The sequence below is a fragment of the Hyphomicrobium sp. ghe19 genome (assembly GCF_902712875.1).
Lineage (GTDB): Bacteria > Pseudomonadota > Alphaproteobacteria > Rhizobiales > Hyphomicrobiaceae > Hyphomicrobium_B.
This window is the reverse complement of the sequence record NZ_LR743509.1, coordinates 951,156-963,972: the sequence shown is the minus strand read 5'-3', so window position 1 is coordinate 963,972 and position 12,817 is coordinate 951,156. Positions and strand designations below refer to the sequence as shown.

Sequence of the window (12,817 nt, the reverse complement as noted above, 5' to 3'; positions counted from 1 at the left end):
AGCGCACATTGCGCGCGTCCGGTTGAACCGTTTCGGAATAGCCAGTTCACAAACCATTCAGGATCCGGTCATCGTTTTGCGTCCTTCGGCTCGACGCCGCGCACCTCCTGCGCTGCGGCAAGCGACGCGTTTTCAAGCCAAGAGCCCGAGCAACCCGCCTTCAACAATCCTCTGAAGCCAAGCCAGACCGCTATTGAAATGATTGCAAAACAGCCGAGCACCACGAAGGCGACCCCGTATCCGAAAAGTTGCGCGATCCATCCGCCGAGTGCCGGACTCAACGCCGCTCCGAGCCCTTGCATTGTTGCAATAGCCCCTTGGCCGGCATTGATGCGTCCCGTTCCGTTTAGAATGCGCGCGACCAGTCCCGGAACGGCCACGCTCTGGAGACCGGCTCCAACGCCATCGAGCAACTGCACCGGATAAACGCCCCACGGCACCATAAGCTGCGAGGCGATCAATCCACGGATCGGCAGCGCGATGAACGAGATGAAAAGAACGAGCCAGTAACCCTCTCGCTCCGCCATCCGCATCGCAATCAGCGACGCTATGATCATCGTCCCTTGCGCAACGACGACCGTCAGGGCGACGAACCAGGGTCCATTGCTCTGCGCATTCGAAACAACCGCCATGCCGTAAAGTGGCAGCATGGCCGCGTTGCCGAGGTGAAAAGCGGCGAGCGCCACCGCCAAGACCAGCAGCGGTTTGCTTTCTACGAGAACTCGGAAGCCGCTGGCTTTGGCGTCTGCATCATCCTCCTTTAAGCCGCGCGCGGCTGCATGATCGATTGCCTTTGGCGGGATCATCAGCACGGATGCGATGGAAAACGCGCCGAACACGGCCGCAAGCGCAAAGACCGCTGGAAATCCAAACTTCCACCCGAGCAACCCCGAGAGCCCAGCTCCGACCATGTTGCCCGCGTGATTGAACGCCTGATTGAGGCCGTTCTGCCGCACGAAGCCTTTCTGATGGACCATGCCGAGCGTGATGCCGGTCACCGCAGGAATGATCACGGCGCCCGAAGCACCCGTTGCGATCTGCGATCCGGCGACGAGCCAGAACTCTTGCGACAGCAGGATGATCGCTGACGCGGCGATCGTACACACGCCCGCGACGATCACCCAAAACCGCTTGCGGCGCGTCTGATCGATGAGGGCGCCCGCAGGAACACCCATCAACATTCCCGCAACGCCGCCGATCGTCATGACCGTACCGACCAGCCCGCTCTGCCAGCCATGGGCGAGCAGATACACACCGAGGAACGGCCCAATCCCGGCCTGAAAATCGGCCATGAAGAAATTGAGGCTCAGCAACGGCCACAGTCTTGAAGATGCCCGGACCGGAGAAAAAGCGCCTTGTGAAGTCATGCGGACCACTGACGTTTGAGCCAGAGCCTGCAACGCCATGAGGCCGCAAAATGTTGCCTCCCGCTAATCTGTGCGCGGAAAGAGCGCGGATAAGTTCGCGCGCGTAATTTCACGCAAGGCTAAGCACTCAATCGCCGATGCAGACACCGCGCCGCCATCATTCCGGAGCGCGTGCGCGACGCCTCCATTCAAAACCGCTGAACGCCGACACTCTCCCGACATCATCGAACAGGCGCGCGACCTCCCGTCATCCTCGACCGAGCGCGGAAGAGCCGCGATGAGCATGCAGGTGCGCCAGTGATCAACGCAACCGCCCGGCTCGCGGATCTCGAACAGAGAAACAACAAACGCGATCGGCGGCCGGCTCCCCGGAGGGGAGTCGCCGATCGCAAACAAAAACACAAAGGGACGGGGCGGCACGGCCTCGCTCTTTGCAAATGGTTTAGGGATGCGGACCATCGCCGCCCCGTGCATGCCAACTCTCCGCCTCGGCTCCGGCCCTTGCGTCCGGCGCCTCTCGTATGAGTGCGGACCGCTGTGAAGCGATCCCTGAGCCGTCGAACCCGCCATCCGCCCCCGCATCTCCTTTCGAGCGGCGTTTCACCGCGCCGCCTCCTGAGAGGCCCGCGCGCGGCAGGCAGTGAACCCGCGGCATACCGATTTCTCCGCGCGACCCCGCATGCTCTTCACCACACACGTCTCGCGGCACGAGCTCATGCCCTTTGTCAGCGTGGAAAGATGCGGAGAGTATGCGAGCGCGGAAGAGCGCGGGGATAAGTTTTTTTGCCCCGTCATATCGAAACGCAGTTAAGGCGGCACTGCTTCCACACCGTCATCCCGGCGAAGGCCAGGATCCACGACAACGAGCAGCACATACGCATAGCGGTTGCCTGCTCCACGCGTCCGTCATCCTCGACCGAGCGCGGCTCACTACGCTGGCGGCCGGCTCGCGGTGGCAAGTCGCCAGCGCACAGAGCGATAAGTTTAAGCGTAACCGGACACTGCTATAGATACCCTGGCCGATGATCAGCGCTCTGGCGTTGCGCTTAAGTTTCGCTGGGATTTCGCAGCTAAGGCCCCTGCCGACAGCCGTAGAAAAGGGGGGGGGCGCAAGGGAAGGGCGCTTCCCAAGGCGCAGGACGGTCTCCCACCATCGCGAAGCTTAGTCCATATTGCGAAACGCATGGCCGTTCGCTTCGACACTTTTTACGACATTGGACGGTAAAAGGGTTTGTTCTGCAGTCCCATCAAAGATCCACTCCTTGGGGTCGGCAAAATCAGGAAGACCAGAACCGTTCGGCACATAGAGGCCTATGCCGGGCTTCTTTTCGTTTATGTAGAGATCGTATTTTTGCATCGACCCAACCCTACTCCTGAAAATGGAAGCGGTCACTAAGTGGGCCACTGCCGCAACATCGATGTACGATGCTTGTGTGTCCAGCTGTCTAGCATCCGCGGTTTTGTCATCCGCTGGAGCAACATACACGAGGTGCCGTATGCCATATCTCTCTAACGCAGACCTTCCCCCTTCCGTTCAGAGCAACCTTCCTCCGCGTGCGCAAGATATCTACCGGGCTGCCTTCAACAACGCTTACGAAAATCGCGCCGATAATCCGGTCGAGGAAGCAGACGCGCACAATATCGCCTGGGCCGCGGTTGAGCGTTTTTACGTCAAGGAAGGCGGAGAATGGGTTGAGCGCGGTGTGCTGGGCTAAGTCGCGCGTACGAATTTCGCGGAAGGTTAAGCGAGCAATCGCCGAACCCACCACGCCGCCCTTTCCGTCATCCTCGACCGAGCGCGGTGCAACCGCGTCGAAGGTCGGGGATCCAGCGTGAGACTCGTCGAAGACGCATCATCGAGCCTCCGACGGTTCTAACGCTGGATCCCCGACCGCGCGCCGCTCCGCTCACGCGTTCAAGGATAACGAATCGGGATAAGATTTTTTGGAAAATCTTCACAAGAAGCTATATCCTTAAATATTGAGTTCTTTTTTACGGATGAAATCATGACCCTGCTCGTGGCAGCCATCGAAAAGACTAATGTTTGGATGGCAGCAGACGCCGCAGTTTCTGGTGTTGGAACAGAAGAACGGCACAGAGAATTCGCACTGAAAGTAGTGCCCTCGAGTGACTCACGTGCCCTGATTGGCTTCGCCGGAGATATCCATTATGGCCAAAGCTTAACCAATGCTGCGGCAGCCCTTTCGGATGACGATCAAAGAATTAAGTTTTTAGTAGATGGACAATCCCAGGCACCCAACACGAGTTTCGCATATGCGTACAAGAACACCGAAGGCCCCCACCTGCTAAAAATTGGCGATGGCGAAGTCCAACGGGTGCAGACACTTTACCTCGGAGTAAAGGACGCATTTGAGCAATTTCAGTCCATTCGGCACGCGACTGAATTGGACCCAACACCCAAAGCACTCAAAACATTTCTCCCAGGATCGAGATCGAGTGAGCCTCTTCCGTCGGGATTGACGTTAGCAATTACATCCATGCTTCGGCTTTTTGCAGAACGTGGCCAAAGAGACGTAGGTGGATGGGTCACGCCTTACTTTCTTACAAGCGAGGGTAGCTTCCTCTGCGGTTATGGATTCGCGGTCTCTGATCCAATATTCGACAAAATTCTGCCTGGCTCCTTGGTGCCACATGGAACGGCCGAAGAAGGCGGCTTCGGTCTATCAGTTACCGAATTAGGAATTAGTGCTGGAGTTATAATTTATTGGCTTCAGCTGCCAGGTGGCCTGGTATTCGTGAGAAATGCAGAGAATTACGATGTTTTTAAATTCGATGGAAAGCCCTCCGATTTTATCAAAGCTGCTTCCGAAAAGATCGAGCGGAAGATCGAAATCCTTTTCGGTGACCAACCACACGGCCCACCCAAAAGTATAACAGTGCTTCGAGACGAGAATGGCACGCCGAGCGTAGCAATTGCACATGATGGACGAGCCTTCTCAATTTCGGTACTCAACGTGTACGAGCCATTTCGAACGCAAGCGGCCGTTGACTTTTCACCTGCCGCCGACCCTGACTTGACTACAGGTCTCCTCTCATCAAATAGGGTGAAAGCTACATTATCGAATGATAAATTGGCGTTGAATCTTACCCTCCTCGCGAATGGAGAGCCAACAACTGTCGCCGAGCTGTCCGCGGGTGAACTGGAAACGGTGCTCGGTGTACTAGGAGAAAATCGATGGCGCATGCGGGAGCCTGTCGCCGCCCAGCCGGCTAGTATTGGCGCTACTGGCTCATTAACACGCGAACTAATTGCCGTTGATCCGTCTTGGCGAGCTGAGCTGCCAATCCATCCGACGTTAAATGGAATCTCGCTTCGCTTCCGTCATCCAGGGTTCGGATGGATAACCTTTCAATTGCCATGGCACGAGGCGAAATCCCTGGGGACTTGGCTTGTCAAAAACTCTCCACCATCCGACGCGACTAGTTAGCAAAGCAGATTCCACAACTTCTGCCACTCACCCCATCCCCCACCACATCCCCCACTCCACACCCCTACCTCTTCCCCACCACCCTCACCCGCCTCCGCCAACTCCACCAGCTCCGCATAAACAGCACGCGTACAAAGCGCCTCCAGCCTTCCGCGCACGAGCACGTACGGCTTCAGTCCGCCGTCGGGCTCGGTCTTCTCGAACCGCAACGGATGCTCCGCATCAACCGTCACAACATCGTTGACGTTCGTGCGGAGCGTAATCGTCCGCGCGCGGCCCGCGCCTTCCACCGCCATTTCGACGGCGAGGAACGGCGCGTCCTCTACCTCGACGTCGACCTTCTCGGCGGGCGTCACGAGATAGGTCCGCCCGTCGTCGTCCTTCCGGAGGATCGAGGCGAAGAGCTTCACGAGCGCGATGCGTCCGATCGGGCTGCCCTGATACATCCAGGTGCCGTCACGGCGGATCTTCATGCCGATGTCGCCGCAGTACGGCGGGTTCCACTTTTCCACAGGTCTGAGGGTCTTCTCGCCGCCCGGCCCCCCGCCTGGAGTCGCGCCCTCTGAAGCGGCCCGCAGCAGCGCTTCGAGGCCCGCCGACGGCTGCGACGGATGTGCATTAGACTCGACGTTCAGGCGGCTAACTTCCGATTTTTCATTCGCCATTTACATTCCGCGCAATCGCGGGCCTCAAAGAGTGCACCATCCTAACGTAACGTTCACTTGACCCTATGAGGGCCGGGCAGGATCGTCTACGTTCACGCCACCGCCGGGAACGCCCGTCCTCGGCCGTTGTTTCCCAAGGCGTTTTTGCCACCAAGAATGAAAAGAAGCTGCCGCGCGAGGCCTCCCTTATGAGCACTGTCGTCGAAACTCACACCGATATCGTGCCGCGGCTCGAAGCCGCTGCCGAACGCGTGCAGCGCGCGCACAAGGCGGCCGCATCCGTCATTTTCGGACAGGATCAGGTGATCGAGCGCACGCTCATCACGATCCTCTCGGGCGGACACGCGCTGCTCATCGGTGTTCCGGGCCTCGCGAAAACGCTGCTCGTCGAAACGCTCGGCAAGGTGCTGGGGCTCGACGCCAAGCGCATTCAGTTTACGCCCGACTTGATGCCGTCGGACATTATTGGCTCTGAAGTGCTGGAGGACGAGCCCGGCCGCGGCCGCTCGTTCCGCTTCATCAAGGGCCCGATCTTCACGCAGCTGCTGATGGCGGACGAAATCAACCGCGCATCGCCGAAGACGCAGTCGGCGCTGCTGCAGGCGATGCAGGAGCATCACGTCACCGTCGCCGGCCAGCGCCACGATACGCCCGCGCCGTTCCATGTGCTCGCGACGCAGAACCCGCTCGAACAGGAAGGCACGTATCCGCTTCCCGAAGCGCAGCTCGACCGGTTCCTGCTGCAGGTCGACGTCTCCTATCCCGATCTCGCCGCCGAGCGCCGCATGCTCTACGCGACGACCGGCACCGAAACGCCGAAGCTCGAAGCCGTCATCTCCGCGCAGGAGCTGATGGCGACGCAGCGCCTCGTCCGCCAGATCCCTGTGCCGGACAAGGTCGTCGAAGCCATCCTGAAGCTCGTGCGCTCCGCCCGTCCGGGCACCGGCGCCAACAGCGACACCGACCGCTTCGTCGCCTGGGGTCCGGGACCCCGCGCCAGCCAGGCGCTGATGCTCGCCGTGCGCGCGAAAGCGCTCATCGATGGCCGCCTCGCGCCATCCGTCGATGACGTCATCGCGCTCGCCGAGCCGATCCTGAAGCACCGCATGGCGTTGACGTTCGCCGCCCGCGCCGAAGGCGAAGACCTCACACATATCATCGCGCGTCTCGCAGCGGCCGTGGAGTAGTGCACGCATGGCGAGCCCACTAGGGCGGACAAGCGGCGGAAGCGAAGGCCCAACCGCGGAAAGCCGGCGCGTTCTCGGGCTTGAGCGCGAAGCCATATCGCTCGTCGATCGCATGCCCGAGTTGCTGATGGAAGCGGCGCGCATCGCCTCGACGGTCGCGCAAGGCATTCACGGGCGCAGGCGCGCAGGTCCCGGCGAAACGTTCTGGCAGTTCCGGCAATATCAGTCGGGCGAGAATGCGAACCTCGTCGATTGGCGGCGCTCCGCGAGTTCCGATCATCTCTACGTCCGCGAACGCGAATGGGAAGCGGCGCACACGCTCTATCTCTGGCCCGATATCTCGCCGTCGATGGATTTCAAAAGCCATCTGTCGAACGTGACGAAGCGCGACCGCGCGTTGGTACTTGCGCTCGCCTCGGCCGAGCTGTTGGTGCGCGGCGGCGAACGCGTCGCCCTGCTCGCGCAGACGCTGCCGACCGCGAACCGCAACGCCGTGACGCGCATCGCCGAGACGATCATCGTCAATGCCAAGTCGGATCTGACGCAGAAGAGTCTGCCGCCGAATGCCGGTCTCAATCGCTTTTCCGGCCTCATTCTTTTCAGCGATTTTCTCGCCCCCGTGCACGCAATCCGCGAACGCCTCGAAGGCTACGCCGGTAACGGCGTCGGTGGCCATCTCGTCCAGATCATCGATCCTGCAGAAGAAACGCTGCCCTATCATGGCCGCACGGAATTCACGACGCCCTCGGGCAACCAACGCTGGGTCGCCGATCGCGTCGAAGCGCTGCGTCCGAAGTATCAGGAGCGCTTCGCAGCCCATCGCGCCGAGCTTGCTGAAATGGCGAAGCGGTTCGGCTGGTCGCTCCTCACGCATCACACCGACCGTCCGGCTTCCGAACCCTTGCTGTCGCTGCTGATGCGGCTCAACGGCTCGGCGACGGGCTATCGCTGGATGTCGTCGAGCTCCGATGCCGTGTCGACCCAAACCAAGGAGCGCGCTCGATGAGCCTCGGCCCGCTCGCATTCCTCAATCCATGGCTGCTTGCGGCCCTCGTTACGCTGCCGGTTATCTATTGGCTTCTGCGCGCCGTGCCGCCGCGCCCGACGCAAGTCGAATTCCCGCCGACGCGCATTCTCGTCGGCCTCGAGAACGACGAGAAGACCGCCGAGAAAACACCGTGGTGGCTGACGCTCATTCGCCTCATCGCCGCAACGCTCGTCATCCTCGCGCTCGCCGAACCCATTCTCAATCCGTCGAAGGGATCGAACCTCGCCGGTACCGGCCCCGTCGTCGCGTTCGTCGATAACGGCTGGGCGGCAGCGTCACGCTGGCCGGAACGCGCGAACATGCTCGAGCGCATCATCGGCGAAGCCGAAAGCGGCGGACGCCCCGTCGTCATCGTGCCGACCGCCGCGACGAGCAAACTCCACAGCGTCAAGATCGAGCCGCCGGGCGAAGCCCGCAGCACGGCAGCCGCACTCGCGCCCGAGCCCTTCGATCCCGATCGCGAAGCTGCATTCACAGCCTTGCAATCGGCGCTGTCGGAAGCGGGCGTCAAGAACCCCAGCATCGTGTGGCTGCACGACGGCATCGACCACAAATCCGAGGTCGGCGACGTTGCGAAGAAACTCCAAAACCTGTCGGGCAACGGCACCTTCGCCGTGCTCGACGAAACGAACGGCCGCGAAGCCTTAGGGTTGGTCGCGAACCTTGCCGAGAAGGGCAAGCTCGAAGCCGTCGTCCTGTCGCCCGGAGGCCCCGCGCGCGAGGGCACCGTCAACGCTTTTTCTGCGCGCGGCGAACGTCTCGGCGAAGCGCCGTTCAAGCTCGCATCCGGAGAAACGTCCACGAAGGCGACGTTCGAACTGCCGCTCGAATTGCGAAATCAGGTCGCCCGCATCGAAATCGCGAGTGAACGTTCCGCCGGCGCCGTAAGCCTGATCGATGCGATGACACAATGGCACCGCGTCGGTCTTCTGTCGGGCGAAAGCCGCGAAGAGGCGCAGCCGCTGCTGGCGCCGCTCTACTATGTCCAAAAGGCATTGAAGCCCTATGCCGACGTTGTCGTCACGAAGGATTCAAACCTCGTCCAGGGTCTCGATTCCGTTCTCAAGCAGAACGTATCTGTGCTCGTGCTCGCCGATATCGGCACGCTCGCGGGCGAAGCCGCAGAAAAGGTCGCCGACTTCGTCGATCGCGGCGGTCTGCTGGTTCGCTTCGCCGGGCCGAGACTTGAAAAAGCCGGCGACGATCTCCTTCCCGTCGCACTGCGCTCGGGAGGCCGGTCGCTCGGCGGCGCCTTATCGTGGTCATCGCCGCAGCCGCTCGCGCCGTTCGACGAGAGCAGCCCGTTCTCCGGTCTCGCAATTCCAAAGGACGTCACGATCAACCGTCAGGTTCTCGCCGACCCGGCCGAACTCACGCCCGACGTCGAGATCTGGGCGCGGCTCAAGGACGGAACACCGCTCGTCACATCGGCGAAACGCGGCAAGGGTCGATTGGTGCTCTTCCACGTGACCGCGAATTCCGATTGGTCAAATCTTCCGATCTCCGGCTTGTTCGTCGAAATGCTTCGTCGTCTTTCAACCATGGGAGTCGTTGGCGCGTCGGCTTCCGGACAAGGCGACGGCACGAAGGTCGAGAACAGCGATGCGACGGCGAAGCTGAGCAACGACAGCGGCTCGCTCGCGCCGCTGAAAACGCTGAACGGGCTCGGCACGCTCGTGTCCCCGCCACCGACCGCAGAGCCGCTGAAATCGTCGGAACTGCAATCGGCGAAACCGAGCTTCGAGCATCCGCCGGGCTACTATGGCCAGTCGGCGAGTCCGCGCGCACTCAATGTTCTCAATGCGAAAAGTGCGCTCATACCCTTCCCGTCGCTACCGGCAGGCGTCACGCGATTGAGCTACGACAACGCGGCAAGCACGGCGCTGAAACCTGCATTGCTCTCGGCCGCACTCATGCTTCTCTTCCTCGACATCCTCGCCGTGATGCTGCTGCAGGCAGGCGGCATGCGCGGGCTGTTCTCACGCCGTCCGCGACGTTCGAGGGCAGCCGGTGCCGGTGCTGCTGCGCTTGCATTCGCCGTACTTGCATTCGCAGGCGCAGGCGATGGCAAAGCCCAGGACATCCAGCCGAATTTCCAGGACATACCGCAGCTCGATAATTTCGCACCGATGCAGCCGCCGCAGTCGGGGCCGGAGGTCGTGCGCCGCGCGCCGACAGCCGCCGACAAAGCCGCGATCGATGCAACGAGCAAGGTCACGCTCGCCTACGTGACGAGCGGCGACCGCGAAACCGATGAAACGAGCCGCGCCGGCTTGCAGGGGCTCGGCCGCGTTCTTCAGACCCGAACCGCCGTTGAACCCGGTGAGCCTGCCGCCGTCGACATCACCAAGGACGAGATCGCCTTCTATCCGATCCTCTATTGGCCCGTGCTGGAATCCGCCGAAGCCCTTCCCGACGCGACGATCGCCAAGATCGACGCCTACATGAAGGAAGGCGGACTGATCATATTCGATACGCGGGACTACGGTCAGGGCGGCGCGAATACATTGCCGCTTGCTGGCCGCGGAGGCACAGCCTTGCAGCGGCTCTTGAGCAAGCTCGACGTGCCGCGCCTCGAGCCCGTTCCCGAAAACCACGTCGTGACGAAGTCGTTCTATCTGTTGCGCACGTTCCCGGGACGTTGGGACGGCGGCCAGCTCTGGGTCGAAGCCATTTCGAACAACGATGGCGATACGCATAAGGCACGCGTCTCCGACGGCGTCACGTCCATCATGATCACTTCGAACGATCTTGCTGCCGCCTGGGCGCTCGACGATCGCGGCCGCCCGATGTACCCGGTCGTGCCCGGCGGCGAGATGCAGCGCGAAATGGCGTTCCGGGGCGGCATCAACATCGTCATGCACGCGCTGACAGGCAACTACAAAGCCGATCAGGTTCACGTACCCGCTCTCCTCGAGAGACTGGGTCAATAGAGGCATAACTTTTGAACTGGTCGATCACATTCGCCCCGCTGCTTCCCGTCCCGGTCCTCATCGGCCTGACGGTGCTGGCTGTCGCGCTGATCGTGGCGCTGCTGTTCCGCCGTTCACGCGGAGCCTTCATTCGCGCCGCCGCGCTCGCTGCGCTGATTGGCGCGCTGTTCAATCCGATCCTCAAGGAAGAGCAGCGCGAAAGCCTCGCCAACGTCGCGATTGTGGTTCTCGACGAAAGCCCGAGCCAGAAGCTCGCCGACCGCAGCAAGCAAATGGAAGCGATCCGCTCCGACCTCGAGACGAAGTTTGCGAAAATTCCGAACCTCAATATCAAGTGGGTCACGGGCGGCGTTCCCTCCGACACCGCGCCGCCCGGAACGAACCTCTTCACCGATCTCAACGCCGCGCTGAACGACACCGCACCCGACCGCATCGCGGGCGTCGTTTTCGTAACCGACGGTCAGGTGCATGACGTTCCGAAGTCGGCAGCGGCGCTCGGCTTCGACGCGCCGGTTCACACCCTGTTGACGGGCAAGCCCGACGAGTTCGACCGGCGGATCGAAGTCATCGAGGCGCCACGCTACGGCCTCGTCGGACAGTCGCGCGAAATCCAGGTTGCCGTACGCGAAACGGGACACGCTCCGTCCGCGAATTCAGGCGCGGCAACTTTGAAGGTCCGACGCGAGGGCCAGCCCGACGAGACGGTGCGCACCGAAATCAACCGCAACGTCAAAATCGACATGCCGATCCCGCACACCGGGACGAACATTGTCGAAATCGAGCTTCAACCCGTCGAAGGCGAGCTGACGACTGCCAACAACCGAGCCGTCGTTGCGGCCGAAGGCGTACGCGAAAATCTCCGTGTGCTGCTCGTATCCGGTGAACCCCATCCCGGCGAGCGCACGTGGCGCAACCTTCTGAAATCCGATGCGGCCGTCGATCTCGTGCATTTCACGATTTTGCGTCCCCCGGAAAAGCAGGACGGGACGCCGATCAATCAGCTTTCGCTGATCGCGTTCCCGACGCGCGAGCTCTTCTCGGAAAAGATCAACGAGTTCGACCTGATCATTTTCGACCGCTACGAGCACCGCGGCATCCTGCAGCTGCTCTATTACGACAACATCGCCCGCTACGTGAACGAGCACGGCGGCGCGCTTCTCATTGCGGCCGGCGACGATTACGCGAGCCCCTACAGCATTTATAAGACGCCGCTCGCGCCGGTGCTGCCAGCGCCGCCGACCGGCCGTGTCCTCGAAATGCCCTTCAAGGCGAAGGTGACGCCCGACGGACAGAAACATCCGGTCACCAAGGACCTGCCCGGTTGGAACGCTGCTCAAGTCGCGGATGCAGCGCCCGAGCCGTCATGGGGAAAATGGTACCGCCAGGCCGAGGTGACGCCCCAGCGCGGCCGCGTCGTCATGAGCGGCGCCGAGGACAAGCCTCTTCTCATCCTCGATCGGAAGGGCAAAGGCCGTGTCGCGCTGTTAACGTCCGATCACGCATGGCTGTGGGCCCGCGGTTACGACGGTGGCGGACCGCACACCGATCTTCTTCGGCGTCTCTCGCATTGGCTGATGAAGGAGCCCGACCTCGAGGAAGAGCGGCTTATCGCGTCCGCCAAGGGATTGAAGCTGACGATCGAACGTCGCTCGATGGAAGACAAGGTCGGCCCCGTCAAGATCTTCGGCCCCGGCGGCGATTCATCGAACGTGACGCTCGACGCCGTGCCGGTCGAAGCGGGCGTATGGCGCTCGGCCATCGATGTGAAGCTTCCCGGACTCTATAAAATTGAAACCGACGGTCCCGATGGCGAGCTGACGGCGGTCGCCAACGCCGGCGTCGAAGATCCGCGCGAAATGAGCGAAGTGACCGCGACCGATCAGAAAATGAAGCCGATCGCCGATGCGACGGGCGGCGGCGTTTTCTGGACAAAGCCGACGAGCGTGCTCGCCTCTGCAACCGATATCGAAGTGCCGCGTATCTCAATGATGTCGGCCGCCAAGGTGATGGCAGGGTCCGGCTGGCTTGGCCTCAAGGATCGCCAGGCCTATCTGACCCGCGGCGTTAAACTGACGCCGATGTTTACAGGTCTCGCGGCGCTTTCGGCTCTGCTTGCCCTGATCGCGTTGGCTTGGTGGCGTGAGGGAAGATAGCGATAAGCAGTAACG

9 protein-coding genes are annotated in these 12,817 nt (G+C 61.4%); 6 read left to right on the top strand and 3 right to left on the bottom strand.

The window, feature by feature from the left end:
* Positions 1 to 68: 68 nt before the first annotated feature.
* Together AACL53_RS04520 and AACL53_RS04515 are read right to left on the bottom strand one after the other, a co-directional pair.
* Positions 69 to 1,367, bottom strand: a complete 1,299-nt coding sequence (locus AACL53_RS04520; protein ID WP_339082926.1) for an MFS transporter — start codon at positions 1,365 to 1,367, stop codon at positions 69 to 71.
* Between the two features lie 1,162 nt (positions 1,368 to 2,529).
* Complete coding sequence (locus AACL53_RS04515) at positions 2,530 to 2,724, bottom strand: hypothetical protein (RefSeq protein ID WP_339082924.1); 195 nt, start codon at positions 2,722 to 2,724, stop codon at positions 2,530 to 2,532.
* A gap of 139 nt (positions 2,725 to 2,863) precedes the next feature.
* On the opposite strand from AACL53_RS04515, the gene AACL53_RS04510 reads away from it, so the two are divergent.
* Both AACL53_RS04510 and AACL53_RS04505 read left to right on the top strand, forming a co-directional pair.
* A complete protein-coding gene (locus AACL53_RS04510) occupies positions 2,864 to 3,082 on the top strand; it encodes a ChaB family protein (RefSeq protein WP_339082922.1) in 219 nt (72 codons plus the stop codon).
* A gap of 291 nt (positions 3,083 to 3,373) precedes the next feature.
* Positions 3,374 to 4,816, top strand: coding sequence for a hypothetical protein (locus AACL53_RS04505; protein ID WP_339082920.1), 1,443 nt, complete (start codon positions 3,374 to 3,376; stop codon positions 4,814 to 4,816).
* Here AACL53_RS04505 and AACL53_RS04500 read toward each other — a convergent pair.
* Positions 4,813 to 5,481: a DUF1285 domain-containing protein gene (locus AACL53_RS04500; protein WP_339082918.1), complete on the bottom strand. Its 669-nt coding sequence runs from the start codon at positions 5,479 to 5,481 to the stop codon at positions 4,813 to 4,815. The two genes, AACL53_RS04505 and AACL53_RS04500, sit on opposite strands and share 4 nt — an antisense overlap.
* Positions 5,482 to 5,669: 188 nt before the next feature.
* On the opposite strand from AACL53_RS04500, the gene AACL53_RS04495 reads away from it, so the two are divergent.
* From AACL53_RS04495 to AACL53_RS04480, 4 genes are read left to right on the top strand one after another with little or no spacing between them, the layout of a single operon-like run.
* Positions 5,670 to 6,668, top strand: coding sequence for a MoxR family ATPase (locus tag AACL53_RS04495; protein ID WP_339082916.1), 999 nt, complete (start codon positions 5,670 to 5,672; stop codon positions 6,666 to 6,668).
* Positions 6,669 to 6,675: 7 nt separating this feature from the next.
* On the top strand, positions 6,676 to 7,674 hold the full coding sequence (locus tag AACL53_RS04490; RefSeq protein WP_339082914.1) for a DUF58 domain-containing protein: 999 nt from the start codon (positions 6,676 to 6,678) through the stop codon (positions 7,672 to 7,674).
* A complete protein-coding gene (locus AACL53_RS04485) occupies positions 7,671 to 10,649 on the top strand; it encodes a DUF4159 domain-containing protein (protein WP_339082912.1) in 2,979 nt (992 codons plus the stop codon). Before AACL53_RS04490 ends, AACL53_RS04485 begins: the two co-directional genes overlap by 4 nt.
* 11 nt (positions 10,650 to 10,660) lie before the next feature.
* Entirely contained in the window at positions 10,661 to 12,802 is a 2,142-nt protein-coding gene (locus tag AACL53_RS04480; protein ID WP_339082910.1) for a hypothetical protein, read from the top strand.
* The last annotated feature ends 15 nt before the right edge of the window (positions 12,803 to 12,817 follow it).

What these genes read in the sequence shown, in the direction of transcription:
- AACL53_RS04520 (WP_339082926.1), bottom strand. Translation starts at nt 1,367, where the DNA reads ATGACTTCACAAGGCGCTTTTTCTCCGGTCCGGGCATCTTCAAGACTG.
- AACL53_RS04515 (WP_339082924.1), bottom strand. Translation starts at nt 2,724, where the DNA reads ATGCAAAAATACGATCTCTACATAAACGAAAAGAAGCCCGGCATAGGC.
- AACL53_RS04510 (WP_339082922.1), top strand. Translation starts at nt 2,864, where the DNA reads ATGCCATATCTCTCTAACGCAGACCTTCCCCCTTCCGTTCAGAGCAAC.
- AACL53_RS04505 (WP_339082920.1), top strand. Translation starts at nt 3,374, where the DNA reads ATGACCCTGCTCGTGGCAGCCATCGAAAAGACTAATGTTTGGATGGCA.
- AACL53_RS04500 (WP_339082918.1), bottom strand. Translation starts at nt 5,481, where the DNA reads ATGGCGAATGAAAAATCGGAAGTTAGCCGCCTGAACGTCGAGTCTAAT.
- AACL53_RS04495 (WP_339082916.1), top strand. Translation starts at nt 5,670, where the DNA reads ATGAGCACTGTCGTCGAAACTCACACCGATATCGTGCCGCGGCTCGAA.
- AACL53_RS04490 (WP_339082914.1), top strand. Translation starts at nt 6,676, where the DNA reads ATGGCGAGCCCACTAGGGCGGACAAGCGGCGGAAGCGAAGGCCCAACC.
- AACL53_RS04485 (WP_339082912.1), top strand. Translation starts at nt 7,671, where the DNA reads ATGAGCCTCGGCCCGCTCGCATTCCTCAATCCATGGCTGCTTGCGGCC.